General features: G+C 49.9%; 16 protein-coding genes. 7 read left to right on the top strand and 9 right to left on the bottom strand.

Annotated features, from left to right (window positions below):
* Positions 1-9: 9 nt before the first annotated feature.
* Positions 10-477: a sporulation protein gene (locus tag RIC19_RS15965; protein WP_350179342.1), complete on the bottom strand. Its 468-nt coding sequence runs from the start codon at positions 475-477 to the stop codon at positions 10-12.
* Between the two features lie 87 nt (positions 478-564).
* Positions 565-1,032, bottom strand: a complete 468-nt coding sequence (locus RIC19_RS15960) for a hypothetical protein (RefSeq protein ID WP_350179341.1) — start codon at positions 1,030-1,032, stop codon at positions 565-567.
* A 102-nt stretch (positions 1,033-1,134) separates the two neighbouring features.
* On the opposite strand from RIC19_RS15960, the gene fbp reads away from it, so the two are divergent.
* On the top strand, positions 1,135-2,139 hold the full coding sequence (gene fbp, locus RIC19_RS15955) for a class 1 fructose-bisphosphatase (RefSeq protein WP_350179340.1): 1,005 nt from the start codon (positions 1,135-1,137) through the stop codon (positions 2,137-2,139).
* 137 nt (positions 2,140-2,276) lie between these two features.
* Positions 2,277-2,573 carry a hypothetical protein gene (locus RIC19_RS15950; protein ID WP_350179339.1) on the top strand — a complete coding sequence of 99 codons (297 nt, stop codon included), beginning with the start codon at positions 2,277-2,279 and terminating at the stop codon, positions 2,571-2,573.
* Between the two features lie 101 nt (positions 2,574-2,674).
* Here RIC19_RS15950 and RIC19_RS15945 read toward each other — a convergent pair whose 3' ends face one another.
* The 3 genes from RIC19_RS15945 to RIC19_RS15935 form a co-directional block, all read right to left on the bottom strand.
* Positions 2,675-3,283 (bottom strand): hypothetical protein, encoded by a 609-nt coding sequence (locus RIC19_RS15945; RefSeq protein ID WP_350179338.1) that lies wholly within the window; start codon positions 3,281-3,283, stop codon positions 2,675-2,677.
* 606 nt (positions 3,284-3,889) lie between these two features.
* A complete protein-coding gene (locus tag RIC19_RS15940) occupies positions 3,890-4,681 on the bottom strand; it encodes a (Fe-S)-binding protein (RefSeq protein WP_350179337.1) in 792 nt (263 codons plus the stop codon).
* Positions 4,682-4,721: 40 nt separating this feature from the next.
* Entirely contained in the window at positions 4,722-6,083 is a 1,362-nt protein-coding gene (locus tag RIC19_RS15935; RefSeq protein WP_350179336.1) for a 4Fe-4S dicluster domain-containing protein, read from the bottom strand.
* Positions 6,084-6,232: 149 nt separating this feature from the next.
* Between RIC19_RS15935 and RIC19_RS15930 the strand changes: the two genes are divergently transcribed.
* Positions 6,233-6,727, top strand: a complete 495-nt coding sequence (locus RIC19_RS15930) for a phosphoribosyltransferase family protein (protein ID WP_350179335.1) — start codon at positions 6,233-6,235, stop codon at positions 6,725-6,727.
* Here the strand turns inward: RIC19_RS15930 and RIC19_RS15925 are convergent.
* Positions 6,720-7,511 carry a patatin-like phospholipase family protein gene (locus RIC19_RS15925; protein ID WP_350179334.1) on the bottom strand — a complete coding sequence of 264 codons (792 nt, stop codon included), beginning with the start codon at positions 7,509-7,511 and terminating at the stop codon, positions 6,720-6,722. The two genes, RIC19_RS15930 and RIC19_RS15925, sit on opposite strands and share 8 nt — an antisense overlap.
* Before the next feature lie 63 nt (positions 7,512-7,574).
* Positions 7,575-10,241, bottom strand: a complete 2,667-nt coding sequence (locus RIC19_RS15920; RefSeq protein ID WP_350179333.1) for an Ig-like domain-containing protein — start codon at positions 10,239-10,241, stop codon at positions 7,575-7,577.
* A gap of 316 nt (positions 10,242-10,557) precedes the next feature.
* On the opposite strand from RIC19_RS15920, the gene RIC19_RS15915 reads away from it, so the two are divergent.
* Both RIC19_RS15915 and RIC19_RS15910 read left to right on the top strand, forming a co-directional pair.
* Complete coding sequence (locus RIC19_RS15915) at positions 10,558-13,797, top strand: TonB-dependent receptor (protein WP_350179332.1); 3,240 nt, start codon at positions 10,558-10,560, stop codon at positions 13,795-13,797.
* A gap of 178 nt (positions 13,798-13,975) precedes the next feature.
* Positions 13,976-14,869 carry a glycerophosphodiester phosphodiesterase family protein gene (locus tag RIC19_RS15910; protein WP_350179331.1) on the top strand — a complete coding sequence of 298 codons (894 nt, stop codon included), beginning with the start codon at positions 13,976-13,978 and terminating at the stop codon, positions 14,867-14,869.
* Positions 14,870-14,888: 19 nt separating this feature from the next.
* Here RIC19_RS15910 and RIC19_RS15905 read toward each other — a convergent pair whose 3' ends face one another.
* Positions 14,889-15,377: an FKBP-type peptidyl-prolyl cis-trans isomerase gene (locus tag RIC19_RS15905; protein WP_350179330.1), complete on the bottom strand. Its 489-nt coding sequence runs from the start codon at positions 15,375-15,377 to the stop codon at positions 14,889-14,891.
* Positions 15,378-15,684: 307 nt separating this feature from the next.
* Between RIC19_RS15905 and RIC19_RS15900 the strand changes: the two genes are divergently transcribed.
* Both RIC19_RS15900 and RIC19_RS15895 read left to right on the top strand, forming a co-directional pair.
* Positions 15,685-16,320, top strand: coding sequence for an N-acetylmuramoyl-L-alanine amidase (locus RIC19_RS15900; protein WP_350179329.1), 636 nt, complete (start codon positions 15,685-15,687; stop codon positions 16,318-16,320).
* Between the two features lie 195 nt (positions 16,321-16,515).
* Positions 16,516-18,381, top strand: a complete 1,866-nt coding sequence (locus tag RIC19_RS15895) for a hypothetical protein (RefSeq protein WP_350179328.1) — start codon at positions 16,516-16,518, stop codon at positions 18,379-18,381.
* Between the two features lie 102 nt (positions 18,382-18,483).
* On the opposite strand, the gene RIC19_RS15890 is transcribed toward RIC19_RS15895, so the two are convergent.
* The coding region (locus RIC19_RS15890) for a T9SS type A sorting domain-containing protein (protein ID WP_350179327.1) at positions 18,484-24,408 on the bottom strand (5,925 nt) is incomplete at its 5' end.

Below are 24,408 nucleotides of genomic sequence, written 5' to 3'. Positions count from 1 at the left end.
GGTGATGGCTTATCCTTTTATGGCGATGGCTTTCTTGTCAAAGGGGTTCAGGGCAACGCCCTCCACTTCTGCTTCTGCTTCCACGCGGAACTCAGAACCTACTGCATTGATGGCTTTAGCGGCTTTCGCCAAACCACCAAACAACAAATTGCGGCGCCCAAAGCCATCCATATTAGACTGCACCAGCTCAAAGGGCAGCTCGAAAGGCAGCTCACGGGTTTCTCCAGGCAGGACCTCCAGCCGGTGGTCGAGTTGCACCTGCCCGAGTTCGTACTCGTCTACCAGTTTGTCTTTACCCCGGCCACGGCTGTAACGCTCGATAAGGATGATACGGATACGTCGAACGACCTGCGGGTTGAGCGACTGCAAGCGGACCCGCCCGCAGAGCAAACCTTCTCCACGCTCCAACTGCTCCGGCAGCAGTAGCTCCAGCTTCACCCCTTCAATGCCTAACCACTTTTTGACTCGTCCGATCATGCGTATTGCAAATCTGTTGTTTTGCACTTGCCAAAATAACCCGCCTTAGCCAAAGCGCCGTGCTTTTTCTATCAAGGCAGGTGGAAATTATACCAATCGCGCGTGCCAGCTCTCGCTCAGCGGCTTGAGCCAGCCCTTATCAAAGGCGGCCTTAGACTCCACGAGCGTATCGAACACCAACGTTTTATCATTAATCTCACCATTAGCGTACCGCTCAACGAATTCTTCGCGGCTAACCGTGTGCACCTCGTCCCCTGCCTGATAACTGAAATACATACGGTCGAACAGATCAACACCATATTGAGCCTGCAGTTGTTTCAGGAAATGCACAGAGGAGTCAATAGAACATCCACTGGCATCTGCCTGGCTCTCGTCGACCATAAGAATCACAAAGCGGTTGTGCAGTACATCTGCACCTGCCTTCAGTTGCCGGTTGTGGCTGACCCATTGCTGCACAAAACTTTGCAGCGTGGTTTTGATTTCAGGCACTGCTTGTGCGGGAAAGGGCTTGTTAGCTTGGTATACCCAAAGACGAGTGGTGTCGGAAAGAGTCATGTTTGATTTGTTTTATTTCCAAACTTAAGGAAAGCATTTGAATATTAGAACACTGCAAATGGTGGACAGTTGGTTGCTTTTTATTTATCTTGAGAAAAAAGCATGAACGAAAAAATCAAAGCGCTAAGCGCTCCGGTTGGCACCACCCTTGACCGTTGGATCGACCTTAATCAGGATCAGTTCCCCTACGCTACGGGCGACCTATCCCGCTTACTCAGAGATATTGCTCTGGCTGCCAAGATATTAGGCAGGGAGATTAACCGGGCGGGGCTCGGAGACATAACAGGTATGGCAGGTGTGGAGAACGTTCAGGGCGAAGATCAAAAAATGCTGGATATCGTCGGGCACATCCGCTTTGTGCGGGCACTAAAAATGGGTGGTCAGGTCTGTTGTATCGTTTCTGAGGAAAAGGAAGAACTGGTACTGACCGGAAAGAATGATGCCAAATACGTAATCGCTATGGACCCCCTTGATGGCTCCTCCAATATCGAAGTCAATGTACCCATTGGTACCGTCTTCGGCATTTACCGCAGAAAGACGGATGTAGGCACCTCCCCTGAGGTTGAACCAGATGCGCTGCAAGCCGGGCATGAACAAGTCGCCGCCGGTTATGTACTCTTCGGTTCTTCGACTATGCTGGTTTACACGACGGGGCACGGCGTTAATGGCTTTACCTACGACCCCTCGCTGGGGGAGTTTTATTTGTCCCACCCCAAGATGCGATTCCCCGAGGAGGGTAATATTTACTCCATTAACGAAAGCCACTATTTCAAATATAGTGAGACCGTACAGCAATATCTGAATCATTGCAAGCAAGAAGGATATACCGCGCGGTACATTGGTTCGTTGGTGGCCGACTTTCACCGCAGCCTGATCAAGGGGGGCATCTACCTCTATCCTGCCACGCCCGGTGTGTATCCGGAAGGCAAGCTTCGGCTACTGTACGAATGCAATCCGCTCGCATTTATTGCAGAACAGGCCGGCGGGCTCGCCTTTGGCAATGGGCAGCGTATCATGGAGATTGCTCCGGTGGATATGCATCAGCGCGTGCCATTGGTCATTGGCTCTGAGCGGATGGTAAAGGAAGCAATGCGGTTTTTAAAGTGAGACTGCATTAGGAAATTTTCCTTATTTTAGAGTAACCATTAATTCATCCAGACACCAAACTACATAAAGTATGGAACGCTACCCTTTCATTAATTTGTTATTCAGTCGACATAAGAGATAAACTAGTAAAATGCCTTATGACTATAGACCTAAGAGATAAAAAGTACCGGCTTATTGAGTACATTATGGCTATCGAGGATAAACAGACCTTGGATAAAGTTGAGTATGCCATAAATAAGGCGGCAGATCAAGACTTCAAAAAACAGAAGGAACTTGAATCTGCTATATGTTCAATACGCACTCAGGTTACTTTAGCAGATATTGATCAGGAACAGCCCTACAAGCCTCTCGATTATACAACCTTCAAACAGTTAGCAGATCAAATTGGTATTGAAGGAGATATTGACGAGTTGTTAGCAGACATTGCTGATTAATGTTGCCCCTATGAAATATCTTTTAGACACGGATATCATCTTAATATTACTTAGTGTCTCGCTGTTGTTTTATATCTCCTTTTGATTCCTGATCCCAAAATTTAGCTTTTATATTCCTTGAACACAAATAGATTCCCATTCTCATCTCTGAATCCAATGATGCCGTGTTCGAAGTTGTAATATAATTCTCCGAAGGCACTATCTTTATCATGGAACATGTTGGAAAACACATTACTAAAAGATTGGCCTAATAAATCTTTTTGTTCGTAAAAGAACGCAAAATTTGGTTGTCCTTGCTCATTTATAGATAAGGAACAAGGCACTAATGTCTGGTTTACTATTGCTTGTATGTACAAGTTAGAAGCAGTTACCGATGAATAATTACCACTCGCTGTTACAGCAATAGTATAAAAATCATCTGGATTAGAATACAGAATAGCAATTTGATCTGCTTGATACTCTACAGAGTTCACCTCTCTATCAATAGCTTTTTTTGTTATTTCAATATCATAGACTTTTTCCTCACCCATAGCATCTTCGAATACAACCCTTGTAACACCTTCCATATTTTCTAAAGGTAAAAAAGGGAGTAGCGGATCCACTTCCAATGATGCTAATTGACCTGAATTAGGATTAACATTTGACCCATTGTCCTTTTTACAGGAAGCTAGACTAACTATTACTAACAGTATTAAGAATATCTTTTCCATGATGTATCAATTTTCTTTTAGGGCAAACGCACCAAAATTTGAATGCGATTGGAGCACGCTTGGAACGTGTCGCGGAACACGTAAGAGCGGGTGGCGGCTGCCGAAATTGCATGTTTGACGGAGGAGTTTGCGAATTTCTAGCGTTTTTGTTCACTTTTTGGTCCCGGTAAACCGGGAAAAAAGTGAAAGCCCGCCGGCTTGAGGCGAAGAACAAACTAAATCACAATGCCCGAGAGCCTTCATCGCCCGTTTTCATGAAAACTTAATTTGGTGGGTTTGCCCTAGCTACAGATAAAGATTTCAGCCATCTTTCCCCAGATTACATCATAGATTACCGGTTCATTGACCAGGATCATTACAGAAACCAACTATAACAGTAGCAATTCCAGGCTTAGAGCGTGTTGGGATTTTGGTCTTCTAGTCGAAAACTAGCAATTTTTTGGTTAGACGAGACCCGAAAACCGGAGTTTAGCCTAAGCTAAATGAGGATTTTCGGGGCGAAGTACAAGCGAAAAAGTGCAGTTTACAGACCGATTACTAAAGTCCCAACACGCTCTTAATAAGTTAAATCCAGCATGAGTAATCAGTGAGGATTCACCCTGTATGCTAATCCTCCATATTGTTTAAGATCAACTCCGCCAAATCATAGACCATCACCTCCTCCTGCTTGTCCTTAGCTTTGATGCCATCGCCCATCATCGTCAGGCAGAAGGGGCAGTTGGCGGCTACGACTTTGGCACCGGTTTCCAGGGCTTCCTCGGCACGCTCGATGTTGATGCGCTTATTGCCGGGCTCGTCTTCTTTCCACATTTGGGCACCGCCGGCACCGCAGCACAGGCCGTTGGACTTGCAGCGCTTCATTTCCACCAGGTCGGCATCGAGGGTTTGCAGCACTTCGCGCGGGGCTTCGTACACGCCATTCACGCGGCCCATATAGCAGGAATCGTGGTAGGTGATGCGCTTGCCTTTGAATTCACCGCCCTCCTTCATTTTGATGCGGCCCTCGTTGATGAGCTCCTGTAGCAGCTGAGTGTGGTGGACCACCTCGTAGTTGCCGCCCAGTGCCGGGTACTCGTTCTTGATGGTATTGAAACAGTGGGGGCAGGCCGTCACCATTTTCTTTACATTGTACATGTTGAGCACCTCAATATTTTGCAGGGCCTGCATCTGAAAGAGGAACTCATTGCCGGCGCGGCGGGCGGGGTCACCGGTGCAACTTTCTTCGTTGCCCAGAATGGCGAAATCAACACCAACGGCATTGAGGATTTTGCAAAAGGCCACCGTGACTTTCTGTGCCCGGCTGTCGAAGCTCCCGGCGCAGCCCACCCAGAATAAAATTTCCGGTTCCCGGCCTTCTGCTGCCAGTTCTGCCATCCTTGGTATGCGGAGATCACTCATATTTTTATTGCTTTTCTTTCTTGCTGATTTTATGATCCGGTTACGCTTCTTTCGTCGCTTCCGTTGCCCATTTGTCACGGTCGTCCGGAATAGACCAGGCGGAGCCGCTGTTTTCCAGGCTGTTGAACATCGGCAGCCAGTCCTGCGGGCCCTGAGAAAGGGTGAGGATCTCGTACCGGCGCATTTTCAGGATCGGATCGAGCGGGTTGATAAGGACCGGACAGGCCTCTACACAAGCGTTGCAGGTCGTGCAGGCGTGCAATTCTTCCGGTGTGGTGTAATCCAACAATGACTTCCCGTCGTCGTAATTATCTTTACTGAGCGGTTGGCTCTTGTCTTTTGCAAATTCTTCAGAACCGGAATCCAGATTGCGGCCAATTTCTTCTGCCCGGTCGCGGATGTCCATCATCACCTTCCGTGGAGACAGTTTTTTGCCCGTGATATTGGCTGGGCAAACCGCCGTGCATCGCCCACATTCCGTGCAACTATAGGCATCCATGACGTTCTTCCAGCTCAATCCAAATACATCATTGGCACCAAACTCGGGCAGTTCTTCGCTCATATCCGCCTCATCGAAAGCCGCCTCGGGATCCATCATGCTACGGACCTCTTTGGTGATTTCCTCCATATTGTCCATCTCGCCCCGGGGCTTCAGGCGGGCGTAGTAGGTATTCGGGAAAGCCAGCAGAATGTGCAGGTGCTTGGAGTACGGCAGGTAGTTGAGGAAGGTCAGTACCATCGCAAAGTGGAGCCACCACCCTACCCTTTCCAGGATGATCAATGTACCTTCGCTCATGCCGCCGAACAATGCCGGTCCGAGCCAGCTGCTGACGGCCAGCGTACCGGTATCTTTGAAATGCTCCGGGTCCATTTGCTGCAGCACCACATCCGTGCCATTCATGGTGAAAATGCCAATGAGCAGGATGATCTCAAAAATAAGGATCAGATTACCATCCAGGCTGGGCCAGCCTTTCATCTCCGGCTTTTTGAAGCGTGGGATTTTGAGCAGATTCCGGCGGGCCAGAAAGATAAAGGTGGCGAAGAAAGTCAGTAAAGACAGGACCTCAATAAAGCTGATGACGAAGGTATAGAAGCCCCCAAGCTTGTCAGCAAAAAAGCGGTGCTCCCCAATAACGCCATCAATGAAAATCTCAATAAGCTCGATTTGGGTAACCACAAAAGCCGCATAGATAATAAAATGCAGAACCGCCGGAATCCAACGCTTAAACATCTTCTTTTGGCCAAAGGCTATCAGGAGCACGTTGCGCCAGCGTTGCCCGGTATCACCGGTGACGGCCTCGTCCTGCCCCAGGAAAATATTCCGTCGGACTTTACCAAAAGCTTTCATTGCAATGCCAACAGCGACTGCACTTATCAGGATGAAGGCGATTTGTTGTACCATAAGCTCAATTCTTTGCTCAGCGAATTTTCGCTAAAATAATGTATCCCTGCGGAAATATAGCCATATTTCCGATTCTTTACTAAAAAGTGATCCTCCGTCAGGCAGAATGTGGTGTATTTCACTAATTTTGAGACAAATGCTGATCAAAGATGAAGATACTCAACCAAAGCCAGATTCAACAGAAAGTCAAGCGCCTGGCTATCGAAATTTTGGAAGATAACTTTGAGGAATCAGAGCTCATCCTGATTGGCATTAACAATAATGGCATGGAGTTCGCCCAAATGCTAATGCAGGCCCTCCTGCCTATCACTGATCAGCATATCACGCTTAGCCGCATCCGCCTTAACCCGGCAGCCCCGCTAAAGGAAGGCGTCAAACTCGAAATGCCGGCACAGGAGCTCGAAGGGAAGACGATTATTATCATAGACGATGTGGCCAATACCGGCCGTACGATCTTCTACGCTACCCAACCACTTATGTCAGTACTGCCGAAGAAAGTGGAAGTTGCGGTGCTGATTGACCGTACCCACAAGACCTTTCCTATCCGGGTGGACTACGTGGGCCTATCTTTGGCCACTACGCTCATGGAGGACATTGAGGTAAACATTCGCGAAGTTGAAGAGCAGTCGGTCTTCCTTAATTAGCACTTTTCGCAGACAGGGCCGCTTCCAATTCCGGTATTTTAGCCTTCATAGCCGCATAGCCGATATCGTGAATTTCCTGGTATTTATTGAGGTGCAGGATGGTATATTTCCGAATGCCCTCGGGTTCGATGAGCAGATCGCATAAATCAATACTGGGTTGGGTATTGGCTAAAATGGATAAATCGAAGCAACGCTGGGCGATGCCGAATACATTTTTCACTTCGCTATTTTCAGCAATCAGCGTTGGCATAACATTCACCCCGATCACAAAACTGGCCTGTTCGCGAATAGCTGCCACCGGCATATTTTCAAGCAGCCCTCCGTCTACATAATGCTGCCCGTCAATTTCCACAGGCTTAAAGATCAATGGAATGGCAGAAGACGCCGCTACCACATCAAACAACGGCCCACTGCTCCTTATTTCACAAGCTCCTGTGTTGAGGTTTGAGATCGTAATAAAGCAAGGAATCTGCAGGGATTCAAAGCTGTCCTCTGCTATTGTTTCTTTGAGGCGCTCCTGCAAATAGGTATGCTTGGTCAGGCCCGCATAGGGCAGCCCCACTTTGAAGAACTTGAACAGGCTGGCCTCTTTGACTAGTGTCAGGATTTCAACGGGTGATTTGCCGGAAGCATAGAGGGCAGCCACAATAGCCCCGGCGCTTGTACCGGAGAGTATCTCCGGCTTGATACCGTGGTCTTCCAGCGCCTGAAGTACGCCAATGTGCGCAATGCCGCGTGCTCCGCCGCCCGAGAGGGCAAGCCCCAGTTGATAAGGTTTTTCCATGTTGGAAGGTTAACGAGGCGGGCCTATTGCCAGCGCCCGCCTCGTATAGGTTGTTTCTACTTTTTATTTAATCATCAGCGGCTCTGTCCAGATATGCTGCCCGTTGCGGAACACAACGTTGTAGAGGCCCGCTGGCAGTTGGCCGAGGCTGAGCGTATGCATACCATTGAGGTTGCGCAGTTGCTGCACGGGCTGCCCCAGCGTGTTGAAAAGGGTAACCCATTCAACATCTACTGTGGTTTCTACCACTACCGTACCTTTTGCAGGGTTCGGGAAGATCTTTACCTGCTGCCCAAGTTCCTGGTCTACCGTATTATCGATGAACTGCACATCCTCCAGGTAGCGGGGGATGATCTGATAACCCTCATCAAACGGGCTGTCGGAATCAAACTGACCTCCGATGCCGGCAATGGACAACAATGCATCACTAGGGGAGGTGGTTCCCGCCAAAGTCGTGTTATTATCTATCCGTACCGTGAAGGTATTTGTTCCATCGGTTACTTCCACATTAAAGGAAGCGCCAGAGTCATCCCAGGCAGCAGGGTCTACCAAAGTTACGCTCCACAAGACAATCAGGCTGGACTCCGTCGTTTCATCAAGTGCTAATGCCTCATCTGGATCAAGCACGCTATTACCAGTACTCACCACTTCCAGTTCTTCCAATGCAATTTGCGTTAAGCCATTAAACTGCTCAATCATACCCCGGACCACCAACTCATCGCCCTCAGTGACCGTATAGCCAAAGTCCTCACTGGCACTGAAGACGCCAATGCCTTCGCCGGTTGCATCTATGAGGGTGAATTGCAGGCCACTGCCGCGCAGATTGACACCATATACGATGCCCTGCAATTCACAGGCAACGCCCAGGGAATCGGCCACGCCATCATTATCTACAGTAGTCACCGTGCCTATGCTGTAGGGCGGGAAGTCTGATCCACCACTGCCCGAGTCATAAGGGTCAATATCTGCCATATAGCGGGGCAGCAGCTGGTAGCCTTCATCAAACGGTGAACTGCTGTCAAACTGCCCGCCAATACCCGTCACATTGAAAGTGCCGGTTGGAGCGGGCAAATCGAAGAGGTCCACATCGTTATCAATACGCACGGTGATGGTGTTGGTGCCATCGGTGACGTCTACGTTGAAGCCAGAGAAGCCGTCTCCCCATGCAGCGGGATCAACCAGGGTGACATTCTCAATGGTGACGAGTTGGGACTCGGTTGTTTCGCCAAGTGCGGTGATGATATCAGGGGTTTGCAGAGCATTACCAGCTGAAATGAAAGTGACGTTCTCCACTTCAACCTGTATCAGCCCATTGAACTGATCAACAGCCCCTTCCACCAACACTTCATCACCTTCGGTGACGGTATAGCCAAAGTTTTGGTTGCCACTAAATACGCCGATGCCATCTCCAGCCTCATCAATGATGGTGAACTGCAGGCCCTCCGGACGGAGGTTTACCCCATGCACCACGCCGCGCAGGGCGCAGGTCACACCAAGGGAATCCACCGCACCGTCCGCATCAGTGGTGGTCACGGTGCCAATTGGGTACTCCGGATAATCCACGGGGCAAAGCACATTCACGGTTACCGTTGCCGAAGAACAGCCATCCGCATCACAAATTTCATAGTCGAACGTCGCCTCGCCACAGAAACCGGCATCCGGAGCGTAGTCCACCTGATTGTCGGCGTTGAGCATAGCCGTACCGTTGGTATTTGCACCGGTCGTCAGTTCCACGGAAGTCAGTGGGTTGGGCGTTTGGTCATTGGCCAGGATATCAATGGTGATCCCGGTTTCAAAATCGGTAGTCACGACATCATTATTGGCGGAAATCATAGCTGTACCACTTGGGCTGTAGGTACCAACCGGTACCGGAACAGCCGCACCGGTATTGGTTGCTTCATCATCAAGGGCATTCGGACCGCTGAAGGACCAGTTGCCGAGCACAAAAGTACTGCCATCAGGCCCGGTACCATCGACCCGATAGGCCCAGCCATCCTGGTATTCCCAGGCTGTACCGGTGCCATCCACATTGATCTCACCGAAGACATCGATGACGTTGCCTTCGAAGAAAAGCTCTATCGCATCGTTACCATTAATACTTACGGCAGCACCAGTTTCATCTGTGAAATCCGGGGCAAACCCGAAGAAATCCTGGAAGGCTATGCCGTCTCCACTCGTGAGGTACAGGTATTGCCCTTCGGAAGCACTAACGGCCGGGAAGGTGTATTCTTCCCCATCCGTACCACCGCCGTTGGTGGCAGAACCTACACCGTAGACGCTCAGGTCGGCAATATCTGCAGTGGCGTAGACCTCAATGCCTTTAGGCAGGCCACCGGGCAGCGGGCCGTCGTAGACAGCAGTCAGAATAAGCGCAGCGTTACCAGCAGGTGCGTTTTCCACCGTGACAGTGCCTACCATGCCCAGCCCCGCATGCGGATCACACTGATAGGTGTAAGTCCCGGGGATGGTAAAGACATATTGATAAGTCCAGGCGCTGATGCTTGCGCCACCATTACTGAAGCTTTCCGGATTATCCGGATAGACCGATTGGTCACCGTTTACATTATGGAAGCCGTTGAGGTTGGTCCAGGTAACGGTATCCCCCACACTAATGGTCAGGTTTTCGGGGCTGTAGAAATTGCTTTGCACATCGACGGCAAAGTTCTGTTGAGCCTGTACGCACCACGACAGCGCCGTGAGCAGCAGGGAAAGTGTCATCATTCTTTTCATAAAACGGAATTTTAGTTTTGGACTGAGTGCAGCACAAAAATAGGGGAAATGGAAGCAAATGGCTGAATGCTTATAAAAAACTTTGCGTTAAGTCTGTTCGAAAACCAACCGTATAAAATTGTATGGACGCAGAGAGAATTCAAGAAATACTACGCTAAGGCAGGTAATATTGAAAAGATATTCTAAATCACAAGTACCTGAACCGGAATTTGCGACGCTTGCCTGACAAAAGTTAACATACCCTTAACATAAGGTGCTTAAATTAGCGGCGATTTTAGGAAATAACTCCTTATCAATCATCAAAAACGCTAGTTTTATGAGCTTTACAAACCTTATGCGAGCCCTTGGCGCTTTGGCGCTGGTGCTGGTCTTCAGCACTGCTGCTATGGCACAGGGTGTGACGACTTCTTCTATGCGGGGCAAAATCCTGGACACTACAGGTGAGCCTCTCATTGGAGCGAATTTTCTTGCAGTACACCAACCATCTGGTACGGTATACGGTACTGCCACAGACCTTGAAGGTAACTACCGCATCCCCAACATGCGGGTTGGCGGCCCTTACAAAGTGACCGTAACTTACACAGGTTACGCTGAGCTTTCCGCTGAAGGGATCAACCTCCGTCTTGGTGAAGCTTTCCGCCGGGATTATAATCTTGAAGAGGGCGGCATTGAGCTGGAAACTATCCAGGTGATCGCTCGTCAGGGTACTGCAGGCGCCAACTCAGGTGCAAGTACACAAATCACTTCTGAAGCGATTGAAAATGTACCTACACTTAACCGTGATCTGAGTGACTATGTACGCCTTACGCCACAGGCTAGTGGCTTTGGTGGCGGTACTTCTTTTGCAGGTACCAACAACCGTTATAATGCCATTTATGTAGACGGTGCCGTTAACAACGACGTATTCGGTCTTTCCTCACAAGGCACCAACGGTGGTCAGACGGGTATCGCTCCTTTCTCTATCGATATCATCGATCAGCTGCAGGTGGTACTTTCTCCATACGATGTAACCTACGGTGGTTTCGCAGGTGGTGGCGTGAATGCGGTAACCAAGTCAGGTACCAACAACTTTGAAGGTACAGCTTATTACTTCCTCCAGAACGAAAGCATGGTAGGCAAGACCAACCAAAGCCTTACTGATCGTACCGGAAGCGAGCGTGAAGGTGTTGATGAGTTTACTCAAACTACCTATGGCGCATCTTTAGGAGGTCCAATCGTAAAAGACAAAATCTTCTTCTTTGCCAACGCGGAAATTCGTGCTGACGAAACGCCTCAGCCTTTTGATTTCGGGCAGTACGATGGTGATGCTACTCAGGGTGATCTGACCAATCTACGTAACTTTGTACGTGATAACTATGGCTATGACCCCGGCACGTTCGGAGACGTTACAGACAACCTTGATGGTTTGAAGCTTTTCGGTAAGCTAGACTTCAACCTCAACAGCAACCACCGCCTTACGCTGCGCCACAACTACGTTAGAGCTGAAGACCTCAACCGCAATACAGGTGGTGCGCGCTCTATCGAGTTCTCAAATAATGGCGTATTCTTCCCAAGTACCACCAACTCTTCGGCATTGGAACTGAACTCCAACTTTGGAAGCAAATTCAGTAACAATCTGATTATTGGCTACACTGCTGTACGCGATGACCGCGACCCAATCGGAGGTGATTTTCCATACGTAATTATCGGTGACGGAGAAGGCGTTCTGGAATTTGGTTCTGAGCAGTTTTCTACTGCAAACGCACTGGATCAGGACATTTTCACGATCACTAACAATTTCAAGATTTACAACAACAATCACACCATTACTATTGGTACCCACAATGAATTCTACAGCATTTACAACCTGTTTATTCCTCAGAATTACGGGGTGTACGAGTATGATGATATCGACGCATTTGTCAATAATTCAGGTGCAGCAGAGTACTTCCGTTCCTACTCGCTGGTAGACGATATCACTGGTGACGGTTCTACCGCTGCTTCAGAGTTCAACGCGATTCAGTTGGGTCTCTATGTTCAGGATGAGTGGGCAGTCACGCCTCAGTTTACCCTGACCGGTGGTGTCCGTTTTGATCTGCCTATAATTACCTCTGATCCAAATATTCACCCAAGCTTTAATACGGAAACGCTTCCTGACTTAGCTACTACTTACGACGTGGCAGGAAACATAACGGGAGGACAAGCTCCAGAAGGTCAATTGATGATATCTCCGCGTTTAGGCTTCGATTATGACCTGACTGGCAATCGAAGCTCCGTTCTGCGTGGTGGTCTTGGTATCTTCACCAGCCGTATTCCCTTCGTGTGGCCAGGAGCGATGTTCAATAACAACGGTGTGACACAGGGCAGTGTAGACGAAGGTGATATTGAAGGTTCGATTGACTTCATCCCTGAAATCCAGCGTCAATACACCAACGAGAACTTTAGCATACCTTCTGGTCAGGTAGACCTCTTTACAGAAGACTTCCGTTACCCACAGGTACTGCGTGGTAACCTGGCATTAGATACAGAACTTCCAGGTGGTATTTTTGCATCTTTTGAGGGTGTTTATACAAAGACTCTCAACAACGTCTTGTACACGAATGTCAACAATGATCCAACCGTCGACTTTAACTGGACCAACACAGGTAATGATGACCGTCCAGTTTTCGTACGGGACGATGTTGATCCACGCTATAGCGCTATCTATGTAGCATCTAATACCAATGAGGGATATACTTACACCCTTACTGCCTCTTTGGCAAAAGCTTTTGACTTTGGTCTAACCGCTAATGTGTCCTATACTTACGGTGATGCAGAAGCTATCAACGAAGGTACTTCATCTCAGAACTCTTCACAGTGGCGTGGACAAGTCGGCTTTGATGGTCGAAACAACCCTGTCCTTGGTCGTTCTGACTTCGCACTTGGCCACCGTGTCCTGGGTACGCTGAACTATACCTTCGACTGGAACAAGGCAAAGAATGCCTCTACTTCTATCACCCTGCTCTATGAGGGACTCAGAGGCAGCCCCTACTCTTATGTCATTGGCGGACGAGATGCCCGTAATATCAACCAGGAGACCGGTAGTACCAGCCGTAACCGTAGCCTGATCTACATTCCTGCTAGCCAGAACGAAATCACCCTGGTAGAAGCAGATGGCATTTCTCCACAGGAACAGTGGAACCGCCTGAATGCTTTCATTGAAGATGATCCTTACCTGAGCGAAAACCGCGGAGGCTACGCAGAGAAGAACTCTAACTTCCTGCCTTTCATCAGCTTCCTCGATCTTTCTGTTCGTCAGGATTTTGGCGTGAACGTAGGTGGTAAGAACCACAAGATGCAGTTGAGCTGGGATGTGTTCAACCTGGCTAACCTGATCAACCCAAGCTGGGGTGTACGTTACAACGTGCCAGGCAGCTTCAACTACTATGAACTCTACACTTTCGAAGGGTACGCAGAAGATGGAACTACACCTACTTTCTCTTACACCGAAGAAGGCCTGAATACAGATGCGCTGAATATCAACAACTTCAGCTCACGCTGGCGTATGCGTCTTGGCCTGCGCTACATCTTCAACTAGTTTAACTAATAATTTGAGGCCTGTCCTTACAGATACCTCAAAATAGCTTAGATGATTTTATACTGAACCAGCAGCTTTTAGCTGCTGGTTTTTTATTTTTTGTTCAACCATAAGAAACAAAAACCATAACAAACCCGTTCTTACTCTTAACAAATGCACAAAAAACTAACCCAAACTCATGCAAAAAACATCCTTGTGGGCATGTATGCTCTTGCTTATGCCCTTAATGTGGAATCAGACAATAGCTGCTCCCACTCCCGATTCACCTGAAGTTACCGCGCTTCAAAAAGCCCCCTCCAAACGTGATTCCGTTATCTGCAAAGAGGCTACCCGACCGCTTATCAGCGCGCACCGGGGCGGAAGGTTCATTGCCGGCTACCCGGAAAATGCCCTGGAAACCTTTGAGTTTGTCTCCAGGCAGGCACCGGTCATTATTGAGTGCGACGTGAATATGTCCTCAGATAGTATCCTTTTTCTTATGCACGATCAATCCCTGGACCGGACAACAACGGGCAGCGGGCTGGTCTGGGAAACAAACTGGGCAGCTATCAGCGCACTATACCTCCAAGATGATTATGGGATTATTACGCGCTATCACCCGCCTAGCCTGCAAGAAGTACTAAGCTGGGCAGCAAATGATAATCAACTCACCCTTGATGTGAAACGTGGGGTCCCTATTGAAAAGGTGGTGGAAACGGTCCGGAATATGGGTGCGATAAACTATGCTTCTGTCATCACTTACAATTACGAGGATGCATTAAAGGCTTATCTGACAGACCCCAGAATAAGGCTGTCGGTAACTATACGCAATCAGGAGGAACTCCAACGCTACCTCGATGGGCCGTTTACGCGCAGTAACCTCATGGCTTTTACCGGGCTCACTGAGCGGTCGCCGCAGTTTTACAAAAGCCTGAAAGATGCCGGTATCACCATAATCATAGGAACGATAGGCAACCTGGACAAAAGCGCAACAGCAAAAGGCGATCGGGTGTACCGCAAATTGTACAAAGCTGGTGCAGATGTGCTCGCGACAGACCGCCCTATTGCCGTATTTAAAGCCTTTGAAGATTAATTTCTACTGAGCATACGGTTTATAGAAAATTGACCAGCTCTATTTCGAAAATCAGTATAGAGTAGGCGGGTATATCCTCTTGTGGTGTATTTCGGTAGGCCAGGTTGGAGGGGATAAACAACTGTATTTTCCCACCTCTTTTGACCAGTGGTACGCCAACGCGCCAGCCGGTGAGCGTATTCGTCAAATTGAATTGACGGGCATCTTCTCCCTCGGTTTCATCAAAGACTGTACCGTCAAGCAGATAGCCTTTGTACTTTACCAATACCTGAGAATTGGCCGTAGGGAACTCACTCCCCTCCCCTTCTTCTTCAATGATGTAATAGATGCCGCTTTCGTGGCGTTCGGCATCAGCCAGAAGATTGTTTTCCTCCAGATAGTTGACGATGGTGATCTCGTCTTCTTCCGAGCGGTCCTCCACAGGCTCAGGGAGAAATTGATTTTGCTGTTCGCAGCCTAAAGATACCAATACTGCAAAAGCGGAAAGTAAGAAAATCAGTTTTTTCATAGCGCACCGATAATTTTATTTGGGTGATTGTCAATCCGTAGCTTGACGATTATAATGCAAAAAAAAGAAAAATATAGCAACTCTTTGATTCCCTAACGTAAAAACAACGTCCGTAGCATTACGTTAATCTATAGCTTTCTTATTCTATTAGCGTTTATGAATGTAGGTTTTGTATAGGTCATGGATCAAGGTTCTTTGTCAGATCCAAGAGCGCCTGATTCAGGGGCATACAAAATTTACGCTTATAAATCTCTATCAAGCAATTCATATTCAACAAGTTCTTATATTACGGCAAACTGGAACCACTATGAATGACAACTTTTGCGTATTCCTTGATGCAGGCCACGGGGGCGTCAATCCATCTGGACAGTACACGACCGCGCCCGGCAAGCAATTTCAGCACCAACAAGGGCAATTCCACAATGGCTCCTGGTTCTACGAAGGCGTCTGGAACCGTGCGCTTGTGGCTAGAGTCATTCAGAAACTCCAAATCCTGGGCATACCGTACCTTCCCGTTTACCATGAGTATGTAGATTTTCCACTACAGTACCGGGTGGACCAGGCGAACTGGTACTACAGAAACTACCGGCGTGGCATCTTCCTGTCCACCCACGCAAATGCCTCCGGTGCGGGGGCCAGAGGGTACGAAATCTATACTTCGCCGGGCGTGACGGCCTCCGACCGGATTGCCGATGCCCATTGGGGGCATGTCAGGGACCTGCTCGGTGACCGCATCACTATGCGCACAGACCGGTCGGATGGCGACTACGATAAAGAAGCACGCTTCTACGTCCTTACCCGGACGATGATGCCGGCAGTGCTGATTGAGCACCTGTTTTTTGACAACTACCAGGACGCTCTACTGCTTATGAACCCCGAAATCGTAGACCGGTTCGCAGAGGCACAGGTACGCACCATCATTGATCACGCCAATAGTTTGTAAGAACTTGTTGGGATTTTGCTTTTGGAACGAATAGAAGACAAAAGTCCCAACACGCTCTAAGCTCTAAGCTCTAAGGTACCCGAACCGGAATACTCGTTTAATCGTATTGCCTTACCGTAAGTTCTTTGTACTTTTACAAATTACAAGAACAGGCACCCTGTTGTTGTAAACGAATATGACAAAGAACATAATCCTATGAAACTTAAGCTTTTACTCCCCGTAATTGGCTTGGCTTTATTCCAATGGGCGCACGCCCAGATTGCCTCGCCTGATTCCTCCTATCCAAACACAGCGGTACAATTAGCCCCACCTAACGTTGAACGCCTGCTCAAGGCAGATGAAGAGAACGGATTGCACAGCCGGGTGGCCGCGCCTGTTGTTGCCGACATTGGTCTGGACAATAGTGGTACCTGGGAGGCTCACGCCGATGGCAGTGCCACCTGGACCTGCACCGTTACCGTTCCCGGAGCACTAGGGCTGGGCTTCATCTACGACCAATTCTACCTACCTCCGGGCAGTCAACTCGAAATGTTCAGCCCGGAAGAAGACCGCAAAGCCACTTATACCTTTCAGGATAACCAGCCTACCGGGCATTTTTTTTCGGGCTTTACTAAAGGAGCAACGGCACAACTGGTTTACCGGGAGCCCGCCCACGCCCGGCAGCAAGGCCGTATCCATATCCGCCGCGTAGATTATGGGTACCGGCAAAGTCCCAACCGTAGTGTCCTGAATTTTGGCTTTGGAAGCAGCCTGGACTGCCACCCCAACGCCAACTGTGATGAGGGTGCAGATTTCCGTGATATCCAACGCAGTGTATGCCGTATTGTGATGGTGCTGGAGGAAGGGACCGGATACTGTAGTGGCACCCTGATCAACAATACTGCCGAAGATGAAACGCCCTTTGTCCTGAGTGCTTTCCACTGTGACGAGGGCTACACGCCTTTGTACGGCATGTGGCGGTTCGATTTCAACTACGAAAGCGAAAACTGTGGCAATCCATCCACCGAGCCAGCTTTCCAATCTCTCATGGGATGCCAGCGCCGGGCCAGCCGAAGAGAAAGTGATTTTGTTTTGTTTGAGCTGGTTAATAACCTGCCGCCCAATTTCGAAGCCTATTTTGCGGGTTGGGACCGCCGACCTACTGCTCCGCCATCCGGGGTGATGTTCCACCACCCCAGCGGGGATATTAAAAAACTGTCAGCGTTTGATCAGGCGCAGGTTCATCCGAGCAGCATCAACTGGCAGGCAGGCGCCACGCCTCCTAACCACCACTTTGATGTGGACTTTAGCCTTGGCACCTTTGAGCAGGGATCCTCTGGCAGCGCTTTGTTTGATAGCACCGGCAAAATCAGAGGGCAGCTGCACGGTGGGTTTAATGGGTGTGACAACACGAATGCCTACTACGGCCGCCTGACCCTTTCCTGGGACGAAGGTACTACATCAGCTACCCGCCTGATGGACTGGCTGGACCCTGCAGATACCGGAGCGGATACCCTGGGGGGGCTTGATACCGCGCCACCCGCTACGGTAAGTATAGGCGGAATCCTTGCCAATGAGGTAGGGGCTCCGGTTGCTAATGCTACCGTATATTTATCAGGACTGGTCAACGACACCGTCACCACCGGCGCGGATGGGCTGTACACTTTTTTTGACGTACCAACCGGAAGTGTCGTTGGGCTGCGCGCGTCCAAGGAAGATGACATTCAGGAAGGGATTTCCAACCTCGACCTTATCCGTATCGGGCAGCATAACCTCGGCTTACTTAGCCTGGACAGCCCCTACAAAGAGATCGCTGCTGATGTGAACAACTCTCAGTCGATTTCAGTACTGGATCAAATAGCCATCCGTAAAGCTATACTGGGTATTGATATTGAGTTTAATTCGGTAGATATCTGGCGATTTGTGCCGGCAGCCTGGCCGCTAAATGGCTCCAACGCTCCCACGGTTACGCCCTTACCGGACATTTTCATGATCAATAACATCACCGGGAATATTCCTGATTTCGACTTTGTAGGCATAAAATCGGGAGATGTCAATAATAGTGCAGATCCCGGAAACTAATAAAGGCAAACGCACTTATTGGCATAAAAAAGCGCCTGGCGCGAAACCTAAGTCGCACCAAGCGCTGTAACCTGTTAATGATAAATTTCAGGCTTAATTAACCTATTTCATCTTCAGGAATTTAACCACCTGCGGAGCACCTGAAGCCGTACGTACTTCAAAGAAGTAAGCCCCCGGTGTCAAAGTGGTTATATCCCAATCCATTTGGGTATCAGGAGTACGAAGCTGCTCTTGCTTCATCACCTGCCCCAATTGATTGCGCAGAGTGATGGTAGACAGCTCCGGTACTTCTGCACCAAACTCAAGGGTCACTTGATCAGAAGCAGGGTTCGGGTAAACACTCAGGTCCAAATGGCTGCCTCCCAAGGCCGTTTCATTTTCCAGGCCTTGCGTCATCCCATTTGTACCCTGATCTATAACCAGGCTGCTTGTACTGGCAGAGTTGTTGCCCGCCACTATTACATTACTGAACACAGCTTCAACCAGGCCTCCTGCATTAGGATGATCGTTATAAGCAACCATACCTACTTCAACACAAGTGCCCATATCCAGTTCTACCTGACGGTAAGGAACCCATTGGCTACCTGTTACGCTGTATTCTGCCCGTACCAGGTCTCCCTGACGGTAGATCCGCAGCCAGTAAGGGAAAGTTGCACCATTGATGCCCCAATTCAGCGTACTGCCCGTTGTTGTCCGGCTTTCCCACACCAGCGCATTATTGTTGTTGTACCTAAGTAATGCGGCGTATTTGGCACCCGGCGCGTTACTTTCACGGATGAAAACACCGCCAAACCCGCCAGATACAGACTCCACTTTTACTTGAATACCAACAATGCCATTCCCACACAGGGTCTGTGAGATCGTTGCAAGGTCATCTTCACCCGATGGTGGAGTGTTGCCTGCACCACCTTCGATGGTAAACTCGCCCAGTGGAGGTACGCATGGGTTGTAGCTGTAGAAGTTACCCGTGCCAGCATCTCCGATGTCTACACCTTCCCATGGGGCAGGCAGAGCGGTTTCATCAGAAACTTCAATCGTTGCTGTACAGGTTGCTTCATTGCCACACTCATCGGATGCCGTGACCAGGACAGAAGTTAATCCACCCACATCATCACAATCTACCACTGCCGGGCTGATAGCCGTAACGGATACCGCGCTGCAGTTGTCAAATGAAGCACTGAAATCCAACACGTCTTCTGCCAGAAGCGTGCGTTCACCATCCGGGTCGAGTGGAATCAGCACACCGTTCAGGCAAACAGGTGTTGGTGGCGTATTGTCTTCTACCGTGATGGTCTGCTCCTTTTCTGTGGTATTGCCACACTCATCAGTAAGCGTCCACGTACGGGTAATGATTACTTCGCCGGGGCAGCTGCCTGCTGCAATCACATCCGCGTACTTGGCCGTCAAATCTGCAGAGCAGTTATCAGACTCATCGTCTACCGTACCGGTGATGGAAGGATCGGCATCGTATTCACAATCAGCGTCGGTAAAGATGGTGGTATTGTCCGGTACAGTAAAGGTCGGATCGGTGTTATCCTCCACCGTGATGATTTGCACTTGAGTGGTAGTATTGCCACAGTCATCTGTCAGGCTCCAGGTACGGGTAATGACCTGCTTACCTGCACAATCGCCTGCCTCTGCTTCATCGGTGTAAGTGGCTTCAAGATCGGTGGTGCAATTGTCGGACTCGTCTTCCACATCACCTGTTTCCGAAGGATCGGCATTAAATCCGCAGTTAGCATCCGTGAAGATCGTGGTGTTGGCTGGTACGGTAAATTCGGGATCGGTATTGTCTTCCACCGTGATGGTTTGCACCTTGGTGGTTACATTACCACATCCATCATCCACAGACCAGGTACGAGTGATGATCTGCTCACCTTCGCAATTGCCTGCTGCTACTTCATCACTGAAAGTTGCCTCCAGTCCGGATGCGCAGTTGTCGGTTATATCCGTTGCGTCACCAGTTTCGGCTACAGATGCATCAAATTCGCAATCTGCATCTGTAAAGATCGTAATATCAGCAGGTACGGTGAAGTCCGGCTTGGTATTGTCGGTTACCGAGAACTCCTGCGTAAAGAACCGCTGATTGCCACAGCCGTCTTCCAGCTTGTAGCGTACGCGCAGTTGCTTGCTGCAGTCATCACCTTCGCTCATCACGTCCTCGTTCACCACATCTACGGTCAGCAGCAGGTCGCTCTGCGCTACGCAGTTGTCGCTCACCATGTCCGTTGGCGTAGTGAAGGACACACCAGCTACAGTGAAGGGCACCGCTACACCAGGCGTCAGCACGTCGCCTGTCTCCAGGCCATCTACTGATGCGTTGGCGGGGCAGTCCGCGCCATCTTCTGTTGCCAGCGTGAATTCCTCGGAGAACCCGCCTTTGTTGAAGTCCGGCTTGGTATTGTCCGTCACTGTGAACTCCTGTGTGAAGAACCGCTGATTGCCACAGCCGTCTTCCAGCTTGTAGCGTACGCGCAGTTGCTTGCTGCAGTCGTCGCCTTCGCTCATCACGTCCTCGTTCACCACATCTACGGTCAGCAGCAGGTCGCTCTGCGCTACGCAGTTGTCGCTCACCATGTCCGTTGGCGTAGTGAAGGACACACCAGCTACAGTGAAGGGCACCGCTGCACCAGGCGTCAGCACGTCGCCTGTCTCCAGGCCATCTACTGATGCGTTGGCGGGGCAGTCCGCGCCATCTTCTGTTGCCAGCGTGAATTCCTCGGAGAACCCGCCTTTGTTGAAGTCTGGCTTGGTATTGTCCTGAATGGTAAAGGTCTGTCCGCGCTGACGGAAGTTACCGCAGGCATCGAAGTAACGGAAGAACACCTTGAAGCTGCTCTCGCAGTCGCCCGTGGTGATCTCATTGATTTCCCAAACGAAAATTTCAATCTCAGAAGGGTCACTGCAATTGTCGGTGATGTTATTGAAGCCCTGCACCGTTTTGCCATGTACCGTAAAGCTCCAGTTATCGGCTGCAGTAGCGATTGGGCTGCTTTGATCAACCACCAAATCTGTATCTGCTGATCCGGGGCAGGTTGCGCCATCCTCTGTAGTGAAGGTCATATCCGGCAAAGCGATACTGCTCGGGCGGGTATCATCAACAACTGTAAAGGTTTTACCGCGCTGACGGAAGTTGCCTGCCTCATCAAAATAGCGGAAGAAAACTTTGAAACTGCTCTCGCACGCATCGGTAGAAATTTCGTTGATTTCCCAAACAAAAATTGCAATCTCAGAAGGATCACTGCAATTGTCGGTGAGGTCATTGAAACCATCGATTTCCACGCCGTGCACAAAGTAGCTCCAGCTGTCCGCTGCAGTGGCAATCGGGTTGGCCTGATCAACGACCAGGCTGGTATTGGCAGCACCGGGGCATGCAGCACCATCCTCCTCTGTTGTCAGAGCTACATCTGGCAGTGCGATGCTGGATGGGCGCTCGTCATCTTCAACCGTTACGGTGAAGCTGCAATCGTCCTGATTACTGTTGCCATCTGTAACCACATAAGTCACGGTATGGTCACCACCGCTCAGGGTAGTCGTGAAAGTTTCACCCTGTACAACTGTTTGCGGTGTACCATTATCGATACTAATGGTCAATGTGACCGGAGCGCAGGCGCTGGCACTTTCGGTTGGGTTAGTCCAGCTGGCTGAAGCTGTGCAATCGCCGGTACCGTTGTTGCTGGTTTGCACCGTAATGTTCTCAGGGCAGGAAATCTCAGGCTCAGGCAGCACTACTACAGTAGTTTGCTGGCTCAAACCTGTGGTTTCACAACCATTGGCATCCCGGATAGCAGTCAGGGTATAGGTGTAAGAACCCGGCTCCAATCCCTGCAGGGTCCAGAACGGATTGCCGTTGCCAGCTCCGGCAGAGGTGTAATTGCCCCCATTGAGTTCTGCAATGACAACCTCGTAAGGCGGCTGGCCAATTGTTCCTTCAAAAGTCAGGAATGCATCCGCATTGGCACACACCGGACCGGAATTGCTGATCGTACCCGCTGGTGAAGGCCGTACGCCGACCCAAACACTGCGGAAATCATCATTACCACAGCCGGAAAGGTCCTCTGCTACGAAGCTCAGGCGGACCCAAACGATGTCGGTTTCTCCATGACTGAGCGTTGCTACATAATCAGACAGCGTAGTACCGCCGGGGATACCGCCACTTACCGGGCCGTAGCCATCCGTATAGCCACCGCCCTGGCAGTTACCGCCTATCTTATAAGCCGCACCGAGCAGGCGGAACTCAAAGTCTGTACCTTCCACAAGGCCTTCTGCTTCGGACACCAGGTCAAAGTTCACCTCGTCTCCGTTGCAAATTTCGTTCGAATTCGGGCAGAAAGCACTAGGTGGGTTATTGAAGACAAAACCGATTTTTGGCTGTGGCTTGATCTCCACTACCACGGACCGGAAGTCATTACTGCCGCACTTCAGGTCTTTCAATACCAGGTTGTACTGTACGAATACGGAAGCCGTTTCGTCATGCGACAGGGACTCATTGATTTGGGTGATTATATCATTGTTGCTCAATGTACCACCCATAACTGGACCATAACCATTGGTAAAGCCGCCGACGCTACCTACCCGGTGGCGCACCACCACTACTTCTACCTGATAATCACTGCCCAATCCGTAAAGCGCAGCCTGAGCAGGCAGAGCATCTACACCAATATCAACGGTGCTGCCATTGCACAACGCGTTGTTGGCAAAACCGGGAGGAGCAGAAAAGTCAAACGCCAGTTTCAGTTGAGGGCGAACCTCAACTACTACAGAACGGAAGTCCTGCGTGCCACATACCAGGTCTTCCAGTACAAAGTTGTACTGAATGAAAACCGGCTCAGCTTCATTGTGCGACAGCGTTTCGGTTACTCCCGAAATCACATCTCCATTGTTCAGCGTGCCGCCGCTTACAGGGCCGTAACCGGCAATAAAGGTACTGCCGCTGCCTGTACGGTGGCGTACAATCACATTACGGATTTCATAGTCGCTTCCTTCACTGTAAAAGGCTTCCTGACCGGGCAGCACATCAAGATCGATTTCAACAGTGCCTCCATTGCAAATTTCATTATTGGCAAAGCCAGGAGGGTTTTTAAAGTCGAAAGACATCTTCAGTTCGGGGCGAACCTCTACTACCTGTGTAGCGGTATTCACGCAGCCATTTGCATCTTCTATCGTCAACTCCACCGTATACATCACCGGAGCCGTCCCCATATTTGGTGGGAATGCGATCTCAGCGCGGCGGCGGCCACTTACATCACCTGACTGCCCTGCAAGGGTGATCGGTGCAGCAGGGCTAACGCTCCAACTGTAGCTGTTTACGTTTCCTCCGGGGGACGGATTACTTAGGTTAGCCAGGTAGACACCGGTCTCACCTGAGCATACCTCCGCAAACGGGTTACCTGCAAACTGTTGAATTTCAACTGTTGGCAATGGATTGACGGTTACTGTATGGGTTGGGGCATCTACTGAACAACCATTGTCATAAGTTACCATTAAATCCACCATCTCTGAGCCTGCATCAGCCCAGGTCGCACCGATTCGCCGTGGTGTATTATCTGAGGCCAATTGCCCGGTACCTCCTGTGCCTGCACCCGGTTCTACAGCGGGGCTGCCGGAAAAGCTCCAGCTGTAATTGGCTACCGGTGGCGGACCGGAAGAAGAGATTGATGACAAAAAGATCGCCTGATCACCTTCGCACACTTCGTCAAACGGATTGCCGGCGAATGAGCCAATCGTGATAGCTGGCGCATCCTGTACTGTCACCTCAAGGGAGTTCGCAGCGGTGCAGCCAGTCGCATTATTCGTTACCAGGAACGACAGGGTATGTGTGCCCGGTGTCGTCCACTCTATCTGAATGTTGCGGTCGTCCTGGCCGTCCAGGATATTGCCGCCGCCGGACAAAGCCCAGCTTATGGTATTTATGCCTGCTGTATTCGCTTGAGTGCCGTACTCGAATACGTCGCCGGGGCAGGCGTCGTGGTCGGCATCAAAATCCAGTGTTCCAGTGAAGGGGAAGGACACATCTGTGCCTGCCGG

The sequence above is a fragment of the Phaeodactylibacter sp. genome, assembly GCF_040219495.1.
In the GTDB taxonomy this organism is placed as follows: Bacteria; Bacteroidota; Bacteroidia; order Chitinophagales; family Saprospiraceae; genus Phaeodactylibacter.
The sequence above is the reverse complement of the archived record's forward strand: the minus strand, read 5'-3'. Positions and strand labels throughout refer to the sequence as shown.